Annotated in this window: 16 protein-coding genes and 2 pseudogenes; 13 read left to right on the top strand and 5 right to left on the bottom strand. The window is 72.4% G+C overall.

What is annotated here, in order from left to right:
- The first annotated feature begins 143 nt into the window (after positions 1-143).
- On the top strand, positions 144-1,559 hold the full coding sequence (locus tag ACQP0U_RS29410; RefSeq protein WP_433313321.1) for an MFS transporter: 1,416 nt from the start codon (positions 144-146) through the stop codon (positions 1,557-1,559).
- Positions 1,556-3,055 (top strand): pyridoxal phosphate-dependent decarboxylase family protein, encoded by a 1,500-nt coding sequence (locus ACQP0U_RS29405; protein ID WP_433313318.1) that lies wholly within the window; start codon positions 1,556-1,558, stop codon positions 3,053-3,055. Before ACQP0U_RS29410 ends, ACQP0U_RS29405 begins: the two co-directional genes overlap by 4 nt.
- A gap of 61 nt (positions 3,056-3,116) precedes the next feature.
- Here the strand turns inward: ACQP0U_RS29405 and ACQP0U_RS29400 are convergent, their stop codons facing one another.
- Both ACQP0U_RS29400 and ACQP0U_RS29395 read right to left on the bottom strand, forming a co-directional pair.
- Complete coding sequence (locus ACQP0U_RS29400) at positions 3,117-4,316, bottom strand: hypothetical protein (protein WP_433313315.1); 1,200 nt, start codon at positions 4,314-4,316, stop codon at positions 3,117-3,119.
- Positions 4,309-4,845, bottom strand: a complete 537-nt coding sequence (locus ACQP0U_RS29395) for an RNA polymerase sigma factor (protein WP_433313312.1) — start codon at positions 4,843-4,845, stop codon at positions 4,309-4,311. Before ACQP0U_RS29395 ends, ACQP0U_RS29400 begins: the two co-directional genes overlap by 8 nt.
- A 219-nt stretch (positions 4,846-5,064) precedes the next feature.
- On the opposite strand from ACQP0U_RS29395, the gene ACQP0U_RS29390 reads away from it, so the two are divergent.
- Both ACQP0U_RS29390 and ACQP0U_RS29385 read left to right on the top strand, forming a co-directional pair.
- Entirely contained in the window at positions 5,065-5,646 is a 582-nt protein-coding gene (locus tag ACQP0U_RS29390; RefSeq protein ID WP_196929437.1) for an NADH-quinone oxidoreductase subunit B, read from the top strand.
- Positions 5,647-5,682: 36 nt separating this feature from the next.
- Positions 5,683-6,999 carry a DUF2252 domain-containing protein gene (locus ACQP0U_RS29385; RefSeq protein ID WP_433313309.1) on the top strand — a complete coding sequence of 439 codons (1,317 nt, stop codon included), beginning with the start codon at positions 5,683-5,685 and terminating at the stop codon, positions 6,997-6,999.
- 21 nt (positions 7,000-7,020) lie between these two features.
- Here ACQP0U_RS29385 and ACQP0U_RS29380 read toward each other — a convergent pair whose 3' ends face one another.
- Positions 7,021-8,067, bottom strand: a complete 1,047-nt coding sequence (locus ACQP0U_RS29380) for a glucose 1-dehydrogenase (RefSeq protein ID WP_433313306.1) — start codon at positions 8,065-8,067, stop codon at positions 7,021-7,023.
- 105 nt (positions 8,068-8,172) lie between these two features.
- On the opposite strand from ACQP0U_RS29380, the pseudogene ACQP0U_RS29375 reads away from it, so the two are divergent.
- Both ACQP0U_RS29375 and ACQP0U_RS29370 read left to right on the top strand, forming a co-directional pair.
- Positions 8,173-8,769, top strand: a pseudogene (locus tag ACQP0U_RS29375) (NADH-quinone oxidoreductase subunit C); the annotation flags it as partial.
- A gap of 286 nt (positions 8,770-9,055) precedes the next feature.
- Positions 9,056-10,018 (top strand): complex I subunit 1/NuoH family protein, encoded by a 963-nt coding sequence (locus ACQP0U_RS29370; protein WP_433313303.1) that lies wholly within the window; start codon positions 9,056-9,058, stop codon positions 10,016-10,018.
- A 40-nt stretch (positions 10,019-10,058) separates the two neighbouring features.
- Here the strand turns inward: ACQP0U_RS29370 and ACQP0U_RS29365 are convergent, their stop codons facing one another.
- Positions 10,059-11,078, bottom strand: coding sequence for a glutathione S-transferase family protein (locus ACQP0U_RS29365; RefSeq protein WP_433313301.1), 1,020 nt, complete (start codon positions 11,076-11,078; stop codon positions 10,059-10,061).
- Positions 11,079-11,159: 81 nt separating this feature from the next.
- Here ACQP0U_RS29365 and ACQP0U_RS29360 point away from each other — a divergent pair, with 81 nt between their 5' ends.
- Complete coding sequence (locus ACQP0U_RS29360; RefSeq protein WP_433313298.1) at positions 11,160-11,588, top strand: ester cyclase; 429 nt, start codon at positions 11,160-11,162, stop codon at positions 11,586-11,588.
- Here ACQP0U_RS29360 and ACQP0U_RS29355 read toward each other — a convergent pair.
- Entirely contained in the window at positions 11,569-12,144 is a 576-nt protein-coding gene (locus ACQP0U_RS29355) for a Uma2 family endonuclease (protein ID WP_433313295.1), read from the bottom strand. The genes ACQP0U_RS29360 and ACQP0U_RS29355 overlap by 20 nt on opposite strands.
- A 95-nt stretch (positions 12,145-12,239) precedes the next feature.
- Between ACQP0U_RS29355 and ACQP0U_RS29350 the strand changes: the two genes are divergently transcribed.
- The 6 genes and pseudogenes from ACQP0U_RS29350 (at position 12,240) to ACQP0U_RS29325 (ending at position 18,824) form a co-directional block, all read left to right on the top strand.
- The gene (locus ACQP0U_RS29350) at positions 12,240-12,845 is read left to right on the top strand and encodes a NuoI/complex I 23 kDa subunit family protein (protein ID WP_433313293.1); all 606 of its coding nucleotides are present in this window, start codon (positions 12,240-12,242) and stop codon (positions 12,843-12,845) included.
- 25 nt (positions 12,846-12,870) lie between these two features.
- Positions 12,871-13,431: an NADH-quinone oxidoreductase subunit J family protein gene (locus ACQP0U_RS29345; RefSeq protein WP_433313290.1), complete on the top strand. Its 561-nt coding sequence runs from the start codon at positions 12,871-12,873 to the stop codon at positions 13,429-13,431.
- Positions 13,428-13,790 carry an NADH-quinone oxidoreductase subunit NuoK gene (nuoK, locus tag ACQP0U_RS29340; RefSeq protein WP_433313287.1) on the top strand — a complete coding sequence of 121 codons (363 nt, stop codon included), beginning with the start codon at positions 13,428-13,430 and terminating at the stop codon, positions 13,788-13,790. Before ACQP0U_RS29345 ends, nuoK begins: the two co-directional genes overlap by 4 nt.
- A pseudogene (locus ACQP0U_RS29335) lies at positions 13,787-15,717 on the top strand (NADH-quinone oxidoreductase subunit 5 family protein). The gene nuoK and the pseudogene ACQP0U_RS29335 overlap by 4 nt, the downstream one beginning before the upstream one ends.
- Before the next feature lie 114 nt (positions 15,718-15,831).
- On the top strand, positions 15,832-17,340 hold the full coding sequence (locus ACQP0U_RS29330) for a complex I subunit 4 family protein (RefSeq protein WP_433313284.1): 1,509 nt from the start codon (positions 15,832-15,834) through the stop codon (positions 17,338-17,340).
- Positions 17,337-18,824: an NADH-quinone oxidoreductase subunit N gene (locus ACQP0U_RS29325; RefSeq protein WP_433313281.1), complete on the top strand. Its 1,488-nt coding sequence runs from the start codon at positions 17,337-17,339 to the stop codon at positions 18,822-18,824. Before ACQP0U_RS29330 ends, ACQP0U_RS29325 begins: the two co-directional genes overlap by 4 nt.
- Positions 18,825-18,868: the final 44 nt, after the last annotated feature.

Genomic DNA, 18,868 nt, shown 5'->3' with positions numbered 1-18,868 from the left:
GGTCTGCCCTGGGCACCGGTAACACTCCGACACAGTGACGGCGGTTGCGGGTCTGCTCTGCCGTCAACCTGACTGTTCGGCTGTGCGTAGCAGGGCCGGCAGGTTGGTCAGCCTCCGACATAACGTGAGTAACATTCGGGCCCATGAAAACGCCGCCGGCCGCCGGCTCGTCAGCCACCGGCTCGCTGCCCCGATCGGTGCACGCCGGCTACGCGCTCGGTTCACTGGCGACCGGAGCGTTCGGCACCGTGCCCGGTCTGCTGCTGCTGCCGTACCTGACCGACACCCTGGGCGTGGCCGCCGGGCTGGCCGCCCTGCTGGTGTTGCTGCCCAAGGCCTGGGACGTGCTGGTCAACCCGGTCGCCGGGCGGATCTCCGACCGCACCCGGTCGCGATGGGGTGCCCGCCGGCCGTACCTGCTCGTCGCCGGCCTCGCGCTCGCCGTCCTGTTCGCTGCGATCTTCGCCGCGCCCTTCGGTAACGGCACGGGCGCCGCCGCGTACGTGGCGTTCGCCTTCCTCGCCACCGCCACCGCGTTCGCCTTCTTCCAGGTGCCGTACGTGGCGATGCCGGCGGAGCTGACCGGCGACTACGCCGAGCGCACCCGGCTGATGACCTGGCGCATCGCGGTGCTGGCGCTGGCCATCCTGGTCTCCGGTGCGGTCGCGCCGCTGGTGGTGAGCGCCGGTGGTGACGGCGTGGCCGGGCACCGCTGGATGGGTCTGTTCGTGGCGGTGCTGATCGCCCTCGGCGCCCTCGGCGCGTTCCTGGGCACCCGGTCCGCGCCGACCGGCACGGTGGGCGAGAGCGAGCCGACCCTGCGCGCCCAGCTCGCCGTGGCCGGCGCCAACCGCCCGTTCCGGGCGCTGCTGATCTGCTTCGTGGTGCAGTCCGCCGGGGTGGCGACGATCCTGGCCGGGGTCAACTACTTCGCGGGGCAGATCCTGCGCGACGACAAGAGCGGGCCGACCCTGCTCTTCGTCTGCTTCGTCGGGCCGGCGCTGCTGGTGATGCCGATCTGGAGCCGGGTCGGTGCCCGGCTGGGCAAGCGGACCGCGCTGGTCGTCGCCTCGCTGATCCTCGCCGTCGGTGCGTTCGCCCTGGTCGCCGCGCCGGTGCTGCCGCCGGTCGCCGTCTACCTCGTGGTCGCGCTGCTCGGCGTGGGGTACGCCGGACAGCAGGTCTTCGCGCTGGCGATGTTGCCGGACTGCATCGCGCACGAGACGGCGCGTACCGGTCGACGGCAGGCGGGTGTCTTCACCGGGCTGTGGACGGCCGGAGAGACCTTCGGCCTGGCGCTCGGGCCGGGTATCTACGGACTGGTGCTCCAGCTCTCCGGCTACGTGTCCTCCGACACCGGCTCGGCGGCGGCCCAGTCCGACACGGCGAGACTGGGCGTCCTCCTCGGCTTCACGCTGATCCCGGCCCTGCTGATCGCCCCTCCGATCCTCCTGCTCCGCCAGTACACCCTCACCGCCCACAGCGACCTGGTCGACAACGGAGTTCTGTTGGGGACGAGAGCCGTTGACAGTCACGAGAAGGGCACCGTAACTCCATGATCGACGAGAACAGGGTTGAGGCCGGGGCGCTCTCCGCCACCGGGGTTCCTGCGGAACGGGTTCTTGAAGAGGTTCGCCGGTTGCGGGGCGCGGACCGGCCCACCCACGGGGGACGGCTGTTCGCGTACGTCTACGACCCGGCGGTGCCGGGGCTGGACGAGCTGGCCGCCGCCGCCCACCGGGAGAGCGCGCACGTCAACGGGTTGGACCCGACCGCCTTCCCGTCCCTGCTGGCCATGGAGAACGCGCTCGTCGGCGCCGCCGGCCGGGTGCTCGGCGCCGGCCCGGGCACCACCGCCCCGGACGTCGTCGGCAGCGTCACCAGCGGCGGCACCGAGTCGCTGATCCTCGCCGTCAAGACGGCCCGGGACGCCCACCCGGAGATCTCCGCACCCCGGATCGTGGTGCCGTCGAGCGCGCACGCGGCATTCGCCAAAGCGGCGCACTACCTGCGGGTGGCGCTGGACGTCGTGCCGGTCTCCCCGGAGACGCTGCGTCCCGACCCGGCCGCGATGGCCGCCGCGATCCGCCCGGAGACGGTGCTTGTCGCCTGCTCCGCGCCGTCGTACGCGCACGGCGTGGTGGACCCGGTCGCGGAGATCGCGGCCGCCGCCGCCGAGGCCGGGGTGCGCTGCCACGTGGACGCCTGCTTCGGCGGCTGGACCCTGCCGTACCTGCGGCGTCTCGGGGAGCCGGTGCCGGCGTTCGACTTCGCGGTGCCCGGGGTCACCTCCATCTCGGTCGACCTGCACAAGTACGCGTACGCGCCGAAGGGGGTGTCGGTGCTGCTGCACCGCGACGGCACTCTGCGTGCCCCGCAGTACTTCGCGTACGCCGACTGGCCCGGCTACACGATGATCAACCCGGTGATCGCGTCCACCCGCTCGGGCGGGCCGATCGCCGCCGCGTACGCCACAGTGCGGCACCTCGGTGATGACGGTTACCTGCGGCTGGCCGCCGTCACCCGGGACGCGGTAGCCGGCCTGGCCGACGCGGTCCGTGCCGTCGACGGGCTGCGGCTGATGACCGAGCCGGAGTCGACAGTTGTCTGCTTCACCGCCACCGACTCCGGCCCCGACCTGTTCGTCCTGGTCGACGAGCTGACCGCGCGGGGCTGGCACACCCAACCTCAGCTCTCGTACGCCGGTCTGCCCGCCAGCGTGCACCTCACGGTGACCGCCGCGGTCGCGCCCCGGGTCGCGGAGTTCGGGCCGGACCTGGCCGAGGCGGTGGCCGCGGCCAGGGCCGCCGGCCCGGTGCGGCTGCCCGCGGAGTTGGCAGCCCTGGTCGGTGCCCTGACCCCCGAGGCGCTGACCCCGGACCTGGTCGTCGGCCTGGCCGCCGGGCTCGGTCTGGGCGGCGAGCCGGGCTCGGACGCGGGGCCACTGCCGGAGCGGATGGCGCTGGTGAACACGCTGCTCGACGCCGCGCCATCGGCGCTGCGCGAGCGGTTGCTCGTGGAGTTCGTCAGCCTGCTTCAGCGCCCCACCTGGTGACGGGAGCGCCGGCCGCTTCGTACGCCCCCGTGGCGTACGACGCGGCCGGCGGCCCGGGTCGTCAGCGGTAGGTCATCTTCACCTGGTTGTCGGCGTCGTTGATGTCCAACAGGTAGTCGAACCCGCTGTCCATCGGCCGGACATCCACGTCAGCCTTCCCGGTGCCCAGTGCGATCCCCTCGGCCAACCGGAAGCTCAGGTCCAGCCGTATCTCCGCCCCCGCCGCCAGCCGACCCAGGGTGCAGGTCAGCGGATTTTTGGAGTTCTGGGGCTCGCCCGAACACGGGCCCCACCCGTCGACGTCCGGGCGCACGTCGGCGGGCAGGCCCAGCCGTAGGTCCACGTGGGCGACCGGTCCCGTGCCCCGGTTGCGGATCCGCACCGTGGCCGTGCCCGTTCGGGAGCCATCGTCGGCAGTGGTCAGCACGAGATCGGTGGCGGTCACCGAGATATCCGCCGAATGTGGGTTCTGACCGAAGCTCGTCGGCCCGGAGACCTGCGCGAAGGCCTCGCCCTTCCAGCGGTAGCCCCGCCACTGCCGCTGTGACCACTCGGCGGGCCAGCCGCCCCCGGGAGCGATGTCACCGACCTGTACGCGGACCGTGCCGTCGCTCACGACATCCAGCGCGAACAGCCACTGCGGCTTGTCGATGGTGGTCGCGACCACCCGGCCGAGCGTGCTCACCTTCCCTTCCTTGTCGCGGTCGAAGGCGACCACCTGCATCGGCCCGCCGGTGCCGAGCACGCACTGCACAAGCGCCACCGTCTCCACCGCGCCGTCCCCGTCGACGTCGCCGTGGTCGAGCGCCAGGAGCCAGTTCTCGCCCTCCCGGGCATCGGCGGTGAGCCGCGTCTGCGACGTCGGGCAGCCTCGTCCGGCCCGCCAGGCAGGCAGGGTCACCGATGCCCCCAGCAGCTGGGCCCGACTGAACCGGCCGTCCGGCACTGACGTGGTCGGGCTGGTGCTGGTCACGGCAGGGCTGGGGGTTGTGCTCGGCGGCAGCGTCGGCGACGCCGACACGCTCGGCGTCGGCTCGACCGGACCGGGCCGGTGGTCCGGGCCGCTCATCGCCGCGTAACCGACGGCCGACCCGCCGAACAGGGCGAGCGCCGTCGTGGCGGTGGCAGCCAGCCGGCGTCGGCCGCGGCCTCGAACGGTCCGCCGAACGGCGGCAGGTCCCGGCGCCTCGACCTCCGCCAGCGCGGTACGGCGGTATCGGGCGAACTCTTCGGCGAGGTCAAGAATCTCCTGCTCAGACATCCCGCACCTCCTCTTTGGTGTCGCGCAGGTGTGTGGCGAGTGCGGTCCGGCCCCGGTGCAGCCAGGACTTGACAGTCCCTTCGGCGACCTCTTCCTGAGCGGCGATCTCGGCGATCGTCAGGTCAGCGAGGTAGTGCAGGACGACGGCCCGCCGCTGCTTCGGCGGCAACTTCGCCAACGCGGCGTCGAGGGCGACCCGGTCAGGGCTCGGCTCCGCGACGTGTGTCTCCCGTTGCCTCAGCAGCCACTGCTGGGCGGTCCGCAGCCGCCGCCAGCGGTTGTGGCCGAGGTTCCAGGCGACCCGACGGACCCAGGCCAGCGGGTCCTCGTATCCGGCGAGCCGGTCCCAGCGGGCGTACGCCCGACAGAACGCCTCCTGAACCAGGTCCTGCGCCTGCCCGCGGTCACCCGTGTACGCGGTCAACTGCACCACCAGCCCGCGGAAGTGGGCGTGGTAAAAGTCGTCGAAGACCAGCTCGGCGGAGGCCGAGGTTGCGGTACCCGGCGGGTCCGGCGGGCGTCCACCCACCCGCACTTCTCGTGTCACAAGCACTCGTCCTCCCCGTGGCGACTGCGGGCGGTGTGTTCGCCAGCACCGGTCACACAAGCGAGCGCGGCGCCAGGTTGCGCGTCGATCGCCGCCGAATTCTGTCGGCTCGGGGACAACTGGTGGGGCGCTCAGGCCGCTCACCGCCGGACCGTACGGACACCGGCTGTGATTCACTGTCGAGGAGGAGAGGGGGCGCTCGTGCAGCTACCGGCAGTGCTCGGCGAGCCGATCCGGTTCGTGCTGAACTGGGGGCGCCGCTACTCGCTCTGGGTGTTCAACTTCGGTCTGGCCTGCTGTGCCATCGAGTTCATCGCCACCAGCATGGGTCGGCACGACTTCATCCGACTCGGCGTGATCCCGTTCGCCCACGGCCCTCGCCAGGCCGACCTGATGGTGGTCTCCGGCACGGTGACCGACAAGATGGCCCCGGCGATCAAGCGGCTCTACGACCAGATGCCCGAGCCGAAGTACGTCATCTCGTTCGGCGCCTGCTCCAACTGCGGCGGCCCCTACTGGGATTCGTACTCGGTGACCAAGGGCGTCGACCAGCTCATCCCGGTCGACGTGTACGTGCCCGGCTGCCCGCCCCGTCCGGAGGCGCTGCTGCACGGCATCCTGCGCCTACAGGAGAAGATCGCCGCCGAGCAGTCCGGCATCGGCGGTGTGCCGCAACGGGACGTGCTGGCCGCGCCACTGGACGCTCCGCCCCGCGAGGCCGCCGCCCCACGCTCGGTCGACTCGCTCACCGCGCCGCCGGTACGCCCACCCGCCGCGAACTGATCGCCGTTGTGGACCGGCCGCACTAACCTGCGCACTATGAGCAGCTCAGCGGACCAGCGCTCCGCCCACATCGTCGACGTGCTCACCGAGGAGTTCGGCGCGTCGATGGCGATCGACCCGGCCGCCTTCCGGCGCAAGTTCCGCAAGATGGCGGCTTCGCCGTTCGCCTTCTACCGGGGCAGCGCGGCGCTGTTCTACGCCGACCAGCTCGGCGACTTCGCCGACGACCGGTTCCTGAACGAGCAGACCAGCCGGGTGTGGATTCACGGCGACCTGCACGCGGAGAACTTCGGCACCTACATGAACGCCTCCGGGCAGTTGGTGTTCAACGTCAACGACTTCGACGAGGCGTACGTCGGGCCGTTCACCTGGGACCTGCGCCGGCTCGCGGCCAGCGTGGCGCTGCTCGGCTACGGCAAGGCGCTCTCCGACACGGCGATCGGGGAACTGGTGGCCGGGTTCGCCAGGTCGTACCTGACCGAGCTGCGGGCCATCGCCGCCGGCGGTGACGACGCGATCGGTTCGATCACCCTGGACAACGCCGACGGGGTGCTGCGCCGGGTGCTCCAGCGGGCCCGGCTCAACACCCGCGTCGACCTGCTCGCCGCGCAGACCACCATCGACAACTACGAGCGGCGCTTCTCCATCGGCGACGGGGTCTTCGAGATCGACGACGCCACCCGGGCCACTGTCAGCGCCGCCTTCCAGGACTACCTGGGCACCCTGCCGACCGCCTCGATGAAGCTCCGCCCGGTGGCGGCGCGGATCAAGGACGTGGTGCTGCGCAAGGGGGTGGGCATCGGCTCGGCCGGGCTGCCGTCGTACAACCTGCTGCTGGAGGGGCACACCCAGGCGCTGGAGAACGACGTCGTCATCTACATGAAGCAGGCGCAGGTGCCGGCCGTGGCGCGGTACGTCACCGACGAGTCGGTCCGCGGCTACTTCCAGCACCAGGGGCACCGGACCGCCGAGTCGCAGCGGGCGTTGCAGGCGCACGCCGACCCGTGGCTGGGCTTCACCGAGCTGAACGGGGCCGGTCAGCTCGTCGCCGAGGTCTCCCCGTACGCCGCCGACCTGGACTGGTCGGACGTGAACGAGCCGGAGGAGCTGACCGGGGTCCTCATCGACCTCGGCCGTGCGGTGGCCCGGATGCACTCGGTCGCCGACGACGAATCCAGTCACGACCTGGTGGACTACTCCACCGAGGAGGCGATCGTCGCGGTGGTGGACACCGACGCGGCTGGTTTCGTGGCCCACCTGGTGGACTTCGCGCACGCGTACGGGGTGCGTGCCCGCCAGGACCATCAGCTCTTCGTCGACCTGTTCCGCAACGGTCGACTGCCGGGCATCTGATCGGGCGCGGCGTCGCGTCGCTCAGGACGCGAACTCCAGCACCACCTTGATGTCGTCCGGCCCGGGGGTGTACGCGTCGGCGTACCGGTTAACCGGCACCCGCCGGGTGATCAGCGACTCGAGCCAGACCTGGTCGGCGCGGGCGAGTGCCTGCGCCGCCATGTTCCAGTGCCGCCGGTTGGCGTTCACCGAGCCGAACACCACGTTGTTCTCCAGCACCAGCGCCCGGTTGAGCGCCCCGGCGTCGAAGTCGATGCTCCGGCCACCGCTGGACACCCCGGCCAGGCAGACGATCCCGGTCGGGGCCGCCTTGCACATGACGTCGAGGACCACGGTGGGAGCGCCGGTGCACTCGATCACCACGTCCGGCTCGAAGGGCAGGTCGTTGACCGGCACCGTGTGGTAGGTGGCACCGAGCCCGGCGACCAGCTCCGGCTTCGGCCCCTCGGTGTTCCGGTCCAGCACGTGGACGGTGAGCCCGCGCTGGGTGCCGAGCAACGCGGCCAGCAGCCCGATCGGCCCGGCCCCGGTCACCAGGACGGTCTGTGGCTGCCACTCGGCCCGGTGCCCGATCCGCTCGATGTGGTCCCAGGCCTTCGCCACCACACTCGTCGGCTCCAGCAGCACGCCGACCTGGGCCAGCGCTGGATCGAGCCCGACCGCGAACCGCGGCTCGACCCGCCAGCGGTCCCGGGCGAACCCGGCCAGCGCCTTGATGCCGTGTTCGGTGTACTGACCGTTACGGCACATGTCCCACTCGCCGACCGCGCAGTTCGGGCAGGGCACCGGGTCGGGGTACCTGACGATCCCGGCCACCAGGTCACCTGGTTGCAGGGTGCCGCTCGAATCCTCGATCACCCGGCCCAGCGACTCGTGCCCGATGACCAGGCGATCCGCACCTGGTGGCGCCTCGCCGTACTCCCCGGCGATGATCTCGTGGTCGGTGCCGCAGATCCCCACCGCCAGCGCCTCGACCAGGACAGACCCCTCCTCGGCCGCCGGCTCCGGCTGATCCTCGACGAGGCTCAGCGAGTTGGCGACCCCAGGTCTCACCGTCACAGCGCGCACGCCCTCATCTTTCCCCGCCGAGACCTGCGCCGCGCCCAAAGCCGGCAGATCGCCGAGCATCGGCGGCCGCCAGGTGCGGGCCCGGCCGGCACTAGGATCAGCGGCATGACTCCCGAAGAGGTCGGCGCTCGACTGGTCGCGCTGCTCGCGCCGGTCGAGGCGACCCCGTCGGTCTCCGGCGGGCAACGGTTCGCCCGGGCCACAATCGACGTGCCGCCCGCGAGTTGGCTCACCGCGGTCTCCGCCGCCCGTGACGACACCGAGTTGGCCTGCGACTTCTTCGACTGGCTCTCCGCTGTCGACGAGTTGGCCGACGGCTTCGACGTGGTGGCGCACCTCTGGTCGACGCGACTGCGCCACGGCCTGCTGCTGCGTACCCGGTTGCCGCGCGGCGCGCCCACTGTCGCCTCGGTGGTCGACGTCTATCCGGGTGCCTCCTGGCACGAGCGGGAGACGCACGAGATGTTCGGCATCGACTTCGCCGGCCACGGGGAGCTGCTGCCGCTGCTGCTGCCCCCGGAGTTCGAGGGCCACCCGTTGCGTAAGGAGTTCGTGCTCGCGTCCCGGGTGGCCAAGCCCTGGCCGGGTGCGAAGGAGCCGGGCGAGTCCGAGGCCGGCGGCGGGCGTCGACCGATCCGCCCGCCGGGCGTTCCCGCCCCGGGCGAATGGGGGCCCACGCCCACCCCGGCTGGCGCCGGTGGTGTGGGGAGGGCCCGCGGGGCGGCACCCCGGCCAGACCGGCCCGTGAGCGCCCGGCGCGGCCCGCCCCGGAGGCCCGTCCGGCGCGTACACCCCGGCCTGCCGGCGCCGCCGACGCCCCGGCCCCCGCCGACCAGCCCGCGCCCGACGCGGGCCCGGCCACCGAGCCCGCGCCCGGCTCGGCCGCACCTGACAGGCCGGGCGCAGGCCCGGCGGCACCGGGCGTCGAGCCGATCGCGGACCCGCCGGGCCGCGACAACAGGGGCGACCACGACGGGGGTACGGCCTGATGCCGCTCTGGGTGGAGCTGGTGCTCCGGATCGGCGGCGTGGTGGTCGCGTTCCTCACCCTGCCGTTGCTCGTCGGCCAGGCCGAGCACAAGGTGATGGCGCACATGCAGGGCCGGCTCGGCCCGATGTACGCGGGCGGCTTCCACGGTTGGGCGCAGCTCGTGGCCGACGGGGTCAAGTTCGTGCAGAAGGAGGACATCACGCCGCGCGAGGCGGACCGGGCGGTGTTCCGGTTGGCGCCGGCGGTGGCCCTGGTGCCCTACCTGCTGGTGCTGCTGGTCATTCCGCTCGGCCCGAACGACCTGGTCGGGCAACCGTTGGACATCGGCCTCTTCTTCGTGCTGGCGGTGGTCGGCGTCGGGGTGGTGGCGGTGCTGATGTCGGCGTGGGCGTCGGCGAACAAGTACAGCCTGCTGGGTGGGCTGCGCGGGGCGGCACAGTTGCTCGGTTACGAGCTGCCGCTGGTGCTGGCCGCCGCCTCGGTGGCGATGGCGGCCGGGACGCTCAGCCTGTCCGGCATCGTCGAGGCGTGGCAGCCGTGGTGGCTGCTCTGGCAGGCGCCCGCAATGATCATCTTCTTCGTCGCCGGGCTGGCCGAGATCCGTCGGCCACCGTTCGACATGCCGGTGGCCGACTCGGAGCTGGTCTTCGGTTACATGACCGAATACACGGGTCTGCGGTTCGCGTTCTTCCTGCTCGCCGAGTACGTCGGCATCGTGGTGATCGCCGCGCTGACCACTGTGCTGTTCCTGGGCGGCTGGCAGGGCCCGTTCGCCGACGACCAGTTGGGCTGGCTCTGGACGCTGCTCAAGATCTTCGCGGTGTCCTTCGTGATCATCTGGCTCCGGGTGTCCTACCCCCGGCTGCGCGAGGACCAGCTCCAGCGCCTCTGCTGGCTGGTCCTGGTCCCCGCGTCCCTGGCCCAACTGGTCCTGACCACAGCGGTCCGCCTGGCCCTGTAGCCCCAATCCCCGCACCAGGGGGTGAGCGCGGGCGGGCGGGTCAGCGGAGCGGGGTGTGTGCGGGGTCCACCGGCTCGGCCGGGGGTGGGGGTGGGGTGCCGTCGCCGAAGGGGCGGCCGCCCAGTGCTTCCCGGTTGTGCGGGGTGAGCCAGTTGGACAGGTCGGGGCCGAGCGGCACGATCCCGGTCGGGTTGATGTCGCGGTGCACCTCGTAGTAGTGCCGCTTGATGTGGTCGAAGTCGATGGTGTCGCCGAAACCGGGGGTCTGGAACAGGTCCCGGGCGTACGCCCACAGCACCGGCATCTCGCTCAGCTTCTGCCTGTTGCACTTGAAGTGGCCGTGGTAGACCGGATCGAAGCGGACCAGCGTGGTGAACAGCCGCACGTCGGCCTCGGTGATGGTGTCGCCGACCAGGTACCGCTGGTCGGTCAACCGCTCGGTGAGCCAGTCCAGCCGGTCGAAGAGCTGGTGGTACGCCTTGTCGTACGCCTCCTGGCTGCCCGCGAACCCGCACCGGTAGACGCCGTTGTTGACGTCCCGGAACACCACGGCGTTGACCTCGTCGATCTGCTCCCGCAGGTGCTCGGGGTAGAGCTGCGGGGCGCCCTCGCGGTGGTACGCGCCCCACTGCGTGGACAGGTCCAGGCTCATCTGCGCGTAGTCGTTGGTCACCACCTGCCCGGTCGGCACGTCCACGATCGCCGGCACTGTGATGCCGCGTTCGTAGCCGGGGAAGCGCTTGAAGAACGCCTCCTGGAGGCGCTCGATGCCGAGCACCGGGTCCCGACCGCCCGGGTCGAGGTCGAAGGTCCAGCTCCGGGCGTCGTGGGTCGGCCCGGCCACCGCCATCGAGAGGGCGTCCTCCAGACCGAGCAACCGCCGCACGATGATCAGTCGGTTGGCCCAGGGGCAGGCCCGGCTGACCGCCAGCCGGTACCGGCCCGGCTCGACCGGGTATCCGTCGCGCCCGTCCTCGGTGATCCGGGTGGCGATGTACCGCTGGTCGCGGGTGAACTCGCCGCCCGGCTCGACGTACTTGCCGCCTTTTTCCTCGCCCACGTCGCCCTCCCGGTCTGGTCAGTGTCTCTACCCAATCCTCGCGGATCTACGGCGCACAGTGGTCCCGGATACCCTGCCGGCATGACGGATGTGGAGGCGGCGGCCCGGCGGTTCATCGCCGACGTGTGGAATGCCCGCCGGGAGGAGTCGGCGTACGAGCTGGTCGCCGAGGAGTGTCCGGGGCTGGGCGGCACCGGGCCGGAGGCGACGCTGGCGTGGCACCGTGAGCGCCGGGCGGCCTTCCCGGACCTGCGCTACAAGATCGTGGACGTGGTCGCGGCCGGTGAGCGGGTGGCCGTGCACTGGCGGGCCGCCGGCACCCACGTCGGGCATTTCGGGCCGGTGCCGCCGACCGGTCAGGTGGTCAGCTACTCGGGGGCGACGTTCCTGCGCTTCGACGCGGCGGGCCGGATCGTCGAGGTGTGGAGCTGCAACGAGCTGTTCCAGTTGCTGCAACAGCTCGGCGTCGAGATGCTCCCGCCGGCGGTCGTCAGCGGACCCGGGGCGTGATCCGGCTGATCGGCAGGTTGATCGGAAAGGGCTCGCCGGTGTCGACGAACTTCGTCCACCGCCCGGTCTCGGTGTAGACCTCGTTGACCGCGTCGATCCGGTAGGTCACGACCTCCAACTCGCCGCCCTCCGTCTCGATCCGCCAGTAGTAGGGGATGCCGGCCTGGGCGTACAGCGCCGGCTTCAACACCCGGTCGATCGAGCGGGTGCTCGGCGAGACGATCTCGATGGCGACGACCACCTCGTGCGGCTGGTACTTCGACGGCTCGCGCGCCGCCGCTGCTGCCGTGGTGATCAGCACGTCGGGGATGAAGGACCGGGTGCGGTTGATCCGCACCTCGACCGCCTGGGTCACGTCGTAGCCGTCGGGGCACTCTTCGTCGAGCGCGGCCATCAGGTGGCCAGCGATGGTCTGGTGGGTACGGGTGGGGGAGGGGGACATCAGCAGCACTCCGTCGAGCAGTTCCCGGCGGCGGCCATCCTCGGGCAGCGCATCCAGGTCGTCAGTCGTCCACTCGCTCTCGGGCGGGTAGTCGCTCTGCAGCGCGGCGGTCATGGCAGGTCCTTCCAGGTGCGCTCGTTCTCCCCGCGACCACGGTACCGCCCTGGACCTGTGGGTGGTGGTCGCGCGCGCCGTGGCCACAGGGCAGGATGGTCGACATGAGTGACCCCAGCGAGCGCGGCGACACCGGCGAACGCGGCATTCCCGGCGCGGGCCTGGTGAAAGGGCTGGCGGTCACCCTCAAGACGATGACCAGCCGTTCGACCACCCAGCAGTACCCGGACACGGCCCCCGACCTGCCGCCTCGCTCGCGTGGCGTGATCGCGCTGTCCGAGGAGAACTGCACGGTCTGCATGCTCTGCGCCCGTGAATGTCCGGACTGGTGCATCTACATCGACTCGCACAAGGAGGAGGTGGCGGTGCCCGGTGCCGCCCGCCCCCGGCAGCGCAACGTGCTCGACAAGTTCGACATCGACTTCTCGCTCTGCATGTACTGCGGCATCTGCATCGAGGTCTGCCCGTTCGACGCGCTCTACTGGTCACCTGAGTTCGAGTACGCCGAGTACGACATCAAGGACCTGCTGCACGACAAGGACCACCTGGGTCAGTGGATGGCAACCGTTCCGCCGCCGCCGGCGCACGACCCGAACGGCGAGCCGGCCAAGGAGGAGACGTCCGCGGCGCGCAAGGCGGCCGCCGCACGTCCCGCTCCGCCAGCGGTACGCTCCGACGCCGAGCAGGACCCGGCGTCGTGAGCGCCCGAGCCGGAAGGGCGGCCCGGTGACCGGCGCGGACGTGCTGCTGCTCGCCCTCGGCGCGGTGGCGGTCGGCGCCGGCGTGCTGGTGGTGACCACGAAGCACCTGGTCCGGGCCGGGCTCTACCTGGTGGTGTGCCTGGGCGCGTTGGCCGGTGACTTCCTGGTGCTCAGCGCCGAGTTGGTGGCCTGGGTGCAGGTGCTGATCTACGTGGGCGCCGTGGTGGTTCTGCTGCTGTTCGCGGTGATGCTGACCCGGGCTCCGATCGGCGCCTCCGACGACCTGGACCGGCCCGGCTGGCCGGCCGCTCTGATCGGTGGCGGTGCCGGGCTGGGGCTGACCGCCCTGCTCGTCGACGCGTACCGCTGGAGCACCGTCACGCTGCCCCACGCCGGCACCGCCGAGCGGCTGGGTGAGCAGATCTTCCAATCCTGGGTGCTGCCGTTCGAGGTGCTCTCGGTGCTGCTGCTCTCCGCCCTGGTGGGCGCGATCGTGCTGTCCCGGCCGGACATCGGCCGAGCGGGTCCGCACGGCGGCGGCCGGGCAGCCGATCTGGTCGACAGCGAGCCCGGGGGGCGCCGGTGAGGCCGGTCATCCCGTACGTCACCGCCGCGCTGCTGTTCGGCCTCGGCGTGTACGGCGTACTGCGCCGGCGCAACGCGGTGCTGGTGCTGATGTCCGTCGAGTTGATGCTCAACGCGGTCAACCTGATCCTGGTCACCGCGGACACGACCGCTCGCGCCGTGCTCCCGCACTCGGGGCAGGTCTTCGCGCTCTTCGTGATCGTCCTCGCCGCCGCCGAGATCGGGGTGGGGTTGGCGATCGTCCTCCAGCTCTACCGGCTGCGGGCGACAGTCGCCGTGGATGACGTGCCGCTCACCGAACCGTCGGAACCCGTCGGCGGGCGCGAGCCGGCCGTCCTGGACGCGGAGGCGGGCCGGTGACCGGGCTGCTCGGGGCGCTGCTGCCCGCCGTACCCCTGGTCGCCGGGCTGCTCGGCCTGCTGCTGCCACCGGCCCCCGGCGCGACGGCGCGACCGGCGGCGACCGGGCCCGGACGGCCGCCGTGACGCTCGGCGTCACCGGCGCAGCCGGAGCGTTGGCGTTGGCCGTCGCGCTGCTGCTCACCGTCGACGGGCCGACGGAGACGTCGACCACCTGGGTCGACTTCGGTGGGCTGGCGGTGACCCTCGGCGTACGGCTGGACGGCGCCGCCGCGCTGGTGGCGGTCGCGGTCACGGCGGTCGCCCTGGCCGTGCAGGTCTACTCGATCGGTTACCTGCGGCGCGGTCCCCACGACGACGTCGACGTGGACCACCGCTACCCGCCCTACGCCGCCCAGATCAGCCTCTTTACCGGTGCCATGCTGCTGGTGGTGGTAGCCGGCGACCTGATCATGCTGTTGGTCGGCTGGGAGGTGATGGGCCTCTGCTCGTACCTGCTCATCGCGCACGACCGCCGACTGGCCGCCGCCCCCGCCGCCGCCATGAAGGCGTTCCTGGTGACCCGGGTCGGTGACGTCGGGTTCCTGCTCGGTATCGCGCTGCTGGGCGTGTCGACGGGCAGCTTCCGGATCGCTGACGTGCTCGCCCACGACCACTCCGGCGCGACGTTGACCGCCGCCGGCCTGCTGCTGCTCGCCGGCGTGGCCGGCAAGAGCGCGCAGTTCCCGCTGCACACCTGGCTGCCGGACGCGATGGCCGGCCCGACCCCGATCTCCGCGCTGATCCACGCCGCGACGATGGTCGCCGCCGGGGTGTACGCCGTGGCCCGACTCTACCCGCTGTTCACGGCGGCGCCGGTGACGCTGACCGTGCTGGGGGTGCTCGGCGCGATCACGCTGCTGCTCGGCGCGCTCGCCGCCACCGCCCAGGACGACATCAAGCGCGTGCTGGCCTGGTCGACAGTGTCCCAGCTGGGCTACATGACCGGCGCGCTGGCGGTCGGCTCACCCTCGGCGGCACTGTTCCACCTGCTCACCCATGCCGCCTTCAAGGCGCTGCTGTTCCTCGCGGCCGGCGCGGTGATCCACGCCGTCGGCACCACCCTGATGTCGGAGATGGGCGGGCTGCGGCGCGGCATGCCTGTCACGTTCTGGTGCACCGTGGTGGGCCTGGGTGCGCTGGCCGGGGTGCCCCCGTTGGCCGGCTTCTGGAGCAAGGACGGCGTACTGGCGGTCGCCGAGTCGGCCGCCCTGGAGGGCACCGGCCCGGCCCCGTCCTGGGTGGGCTGGATCGTCTGGGTCGCCGGGCTGGTCGGCGTGGCGGTCACCGCCTGGTACGCCGGTCGGCTGCTGCTGCGTACCTTCTTCGGCGCTCCGCGCCTGCCCCTGCTCCGGCCGCACGACCCGCCGGCGGTGCTGCGCTGGCCGCTGCTGCTGCTGGCCGTGCCGGCCGCGCTGCTCGGTCTGGCCGGGTTCGTCGGGGCGTTCACCGACCGCCTGCGGTTCCCCACCGTCCCGGTGGCGGGCTCCGAGGACGGCCTCGTCCACGTGGGGCCGGGGCTGCTGCTGCCGCTCGCGTTCCTGCTGCTCGGTGCCGGGTTGGTGACGCTGGGCTGGCGGCGCGACCAGGCCGCCGACCCGGCGACCGCGCTGGGTCCGCTGCGGCCGGTCTTCGCCCGCGCGTTCCGGCTCGACGACGTCCAGCACACACTTGTCGTACGCCCCGTCCGCGCGCTGGCCCGCGCCGCGCGCACCGGCGACGAGGTGGTGGTGGACGGCGCGGTCGAGGGCAGCGGGCGAGCCGCGTCCGGCCTGGGCGCGGGGCTGGCCGCGCTGCACCGCGCGGCGTTGCCCCGAGCCGCCGCCGGCGTCCTGGCCGGCGCGCTGCTGATCGGGCTGGCCGCCGCCCTGATCGGAGTGAACCAGTGAGCGCGAGGAGTGAGCCGGGTTTGCGAGCCCCGCAGTCGCGATCGAAGGCGGTCCAGTGAGCGCGAGGAGTGAGCCGGGTTTGCGAGCCCCGCAGTCGCGATCGAAGGCGGCCCCATGACGCTCGGGCAGGGATTGCTGGTCGCCGTCCTGGCGCTGCCGGCGCTGGGTGCGGTAGCGGTGGCGGCGACGCCCCGGGACCGGGCGGCCCGGCTGGTCGGCACCGTCGCGGCGGCGCTGACCCTGCTGGCGGCGGTGCCGCTGGTGTTCGGCGGTCGGGGCTGGGTCGCCTGGTCGGCCGACGAGCCGGCGGTGCGCCCGTGGCACCAACTGGATCTGCCCTGGGTGCCAGGTCTGGAGTTGCGCTTCCACCTCGGCGTCGACGGCATCTCGTGGCCGCTCGTGGTGTTGACCGCGTTGCTCACGCTGCTCTGCTGCGCGTACACGATGTGGCGGGTCCCGGACGGCGGCAGCGGCCGGGCGCTTGTCGCGTTGCTGCTGGTGGTCGAGGTGGGCATCCTGGGCACCTTCCTCGCCCTGGACCTGGTGCTGTTCTTCCTCTTCTTCGAGGTCGTCCTGCTGCCGATGTACGCGATCATCGCCGGCTGGGGTGGCGCGGACCGGCGTCGGGCGGCCCGGAAGTTCGCCCTCTACACGCTGTTCGGGTCGGTGCTGCTGCTGGTCGGCGTGTACGTCGTGGTCGCCGCCGCCGGCACGGCCGACCTGGTGACGCTGACCGGTGGCGCGGGGATGTCCAGAGGCACCCAGTTGGCCGCGTTCACACTGCTCGCGTTGGCGTTCGCGGTGAAGAGCCCGCTGTGGCCGCTGCACTCCTGGCTGCCCGACGCGCACACCCAGGCACCAACGGTGGGCAGCGTGGTGCTGGCCGGTGTGCTGCTCAAGATGGGCACGTACGGCCTGATCCGGGTCGCGGTGGGGGTGGCGCCGGAGGGTGCCCGTTGGGCGGCGCCGGTGCTCGGTGTGCTGGCCGTCGCCGCGATCCTGATCGGTGCGCTCGTCTGCCTGGCCCAGTCGGACGTGAAGCGGCTCATCGCGTACTCCAGCGTGGGGCACATGGGCTTCGTGCTGCTGGGCGTCGCCACGCTGACCGCCACCGGCATCCAGGCGGCGTTGATCGGCAACGTGGCGCACGGCGTGGTCACCGGCCTGCTGTTCTTCCTGGCCGGGGCGGTGAAGGACCGTACCGGCACGGGCACCCTTGCCGAGCTGTCCGGGCTGCGGGAGACCGCGCCCCGGTTGGCGGGTCTGCTGGCGTTCGCGGCGATCGCGTCGCTGGGCCTGCCCGGGCTGGCCGGCTTCTGGGGGGAGGCGTTCGCGGTGATCGCCGCCGTGCAGGTGGGCGGCCCACTCTGGACCACCCTCGGGGTGCTGGCGGCGGTCGGCGGGGCGCTCACCGCCGCGTACTTCCTGCGGTTGCTGCGCCAGGTCACCCACAACCGTCCGAGCCCCGCCGTCGGGCCGGTCGGCCCCGGCCTGGCCGGTGCGGAGCTGACCGCCTGGGTGCCGCTGGTGCTGCTCGCGTTGGCCATCGGGCTGGCACCGACGTTGGTCCTCGGCGTCGCCGAGGCCCCCGTCGACGCCCTGATCGGGGTGGTCAAACCATGAACGTCGCGCAGAGCGTCGACAGCGTCGCCCTGCTGCCGGCCTACCTGGCCGCCGGCACCGCCGTGCTCGTGCTCATCACCGATCTGCTCGTGGCGCGGCCACGGGCCACGATCGCGGTGGCAGCGCTCGGCGCGCTCGCCACCGCAGTCGGCTCCGCGCTGGTCGGGGCGGATGCGGAGCGGCGGACGTTCTGCGTGGGCGCCGACTGCTCCTGGATCTTCGGCGGTCGCGCGGCAGTGGTCGGCGTGGTGGTCGCGCTGCTCACAGTGGGCGTGCTCGGGCTGTCGGTGCCCGCGCTACGGGCCGGGCGGTCACCGGTCGGGGAGTACGCCTTCCTGCTGGCCTGCTCGATGACCGGCGGCGTGGTGCTCGGCGCGGCCGGCGACCTGATCACGCTGATCGTCGCGCTGGAGACGCTGACCCTGCCGCTGTACGTGCTCGTCGGCCTGCGCCGGGGGAGCCTCGCCAGCGCCGAGGCGGCGTTGACCTTCTTCGTGGTCAGCGTGGTGGCCACCACGCTCACCCTGCTCGGCGCGGCGCTGCTGTACGCGGTGACCGGTGGGCTGCACCTGGACCGGCTCGGCACGTTGCTCGCCGAGCAGTCGGAGGTGCGCGACCTGCCGTTGACCACCGCCGCGGTGGCGGTGCTGCTCGTCGGCCTGGCCTTCAAGGTGGCGGCGGTGCCGTTCCACGCCTGGGCGCCGGCCACCTACGACGGCGCGCCGCTGCCGGTGGCCGCGTACCTGTCCACCGCGTCGAAGCTGGGTGGCCTGGTCGCCCTGCTCGCCGTGGTGCAGCGGGCGCTGCCGGCGGACCAGACCGGCCCGGTGCTCGCCCTGCTCGCGGTGCTCACCATGACCGTCGGCAACCTTGTCGCCCTGCGTCAGCGGCGGACCGTCCGGCTGCTCGCCTGGTCGTCCGTCGCGCAGGCCGGGTACATCCTGGCTCCGCTGGGGGCGTTGGCGCTGGCCGCCGGCCGCACGGACGAGGCACGTTCCGCCGCGTACGCGGCCGCCGTGGCGTACGCCGTCTTCTTCGTGGTGTTGGAGCTGGCGGCCTTCGCCGGAGTGACGGCCCTACGGCCGACGGGTGCGGACGGCGGCACGCTCGACGACCTGCGCGGGGCGGCCCGCCGGCACCCGTGGCGCGGCGCTGCGCTCGGCCTCGCGCTTGTCGGTCTGGCTGGTCTGCCGCCGGGGCTGGCTGGCCTGTTCGCGAAGGTGACAGTGGTCCGAGCGCTGCTGGACGGTGGCGCGGCCTGGCTGGCGCTGGTGGTGGCGCTGAACGCCGTGATCGGGCTCGCCTACTACCTGCGGGTGACCGCCGCACTCTGGGCGCCGACCCCCATCGCCCTCCCGAATGGCGGCGGCGCTGCGACCGTACCCCTGGTGGGTGTGGTGGCGGTGGTGCTGGCGGTGGCGACGGTGGCCGCCGTGGTGCTCGGCCTTGCCCCGCAGTTGGTGCTGGACCTGGCCGGCCGCTGACCTGACCTGCGGTGCAGTCTCAGTCAACTCTCAGCGTTGAGACG

Source organism: Micromonospora sp. CA-269861, assembly GCF_050948505.1.
Classification (GTDB): domain Bacteria; phylum Actinomycetota; class Actinomycetes; order Mycobacteriales; family Micromonosporaceae; genus Micromonospora.
This window is presented reverse-complemented; position numbering and strand designations above follow the sequence as displayed.

Coding starts and splice junctions, on each gene's coding strand:
- ACQP0U_RS29385 (WP_433313309.1), top strand. CDS start 5,683: ATGAGCAGCTCAGCGGACCAGCGCTCCGCCCACATCGTCGACGTGCTC.
- ACQP0U_RS29330 (WP_433313284.1), top strand. CDS start 15,832: ATGACGCTCGGGCAGGGATTGCTGGTCGCCGTCCTGGCGCTGCCGGCG.
- ACQP0U_RS29350 (WP_433313293.1), top strand. CDS start 12,240: ATGGTCGACATGAGTGACCCCAGCGAGCGCGGCGACACCGGCGAACGC.
- ACQP0U_RS29410 (WP_433313321.1), top strand. CDS start 144: ATGAAAACGCCGCCGGCCGCCGGCTCGTCAGCCACCGGCTCGCTGCCC.
- ACQP0U_RS29370 (WP_433313303.1), top strand. CDS start 9,056: ATGCCGCTCTGGGTGGAGCTGGTGCTCCGGATCGGCGGCGTGGTGGTC.
- ACQP0U_RS29360 (WP_433313298.1), top strand. CDS start 11,160: ATGACGGATGTGGAGGCGGCGGCCCGGCGGTTCATCGCCGACGTGTGG.
- ACQP0U_RS29405 (WP_433313318.1), top strand. CDS start 1,556: ATGATCGACGAGAACAGGGTTGAGGCCGGGGCGCTCTCCGCCACCGGG.
- ACQP0U_RS29400 (WP_433313315.1), bottom strand. CDS start 4,316: ATGTCTGAGCAGGAGATTCTTGACCTCGCCGAAGAGTTCGCCCGATAC.
- ACQP0U_RS29325 (WP_433313281.1), top strand. CDS start 17,337: ATGAACGTCGCGCAGAGCGTCGACAGCGTCGCCCTGCTGCCGGCCTAC.
- ACQP0U_RS29355 (WP_433313295.1), bottom strand. CDS start 12,144: ATGACCGCCGCGCTGCAGAGCGACTACCCGCCCGAGAGCGAGTGGACG.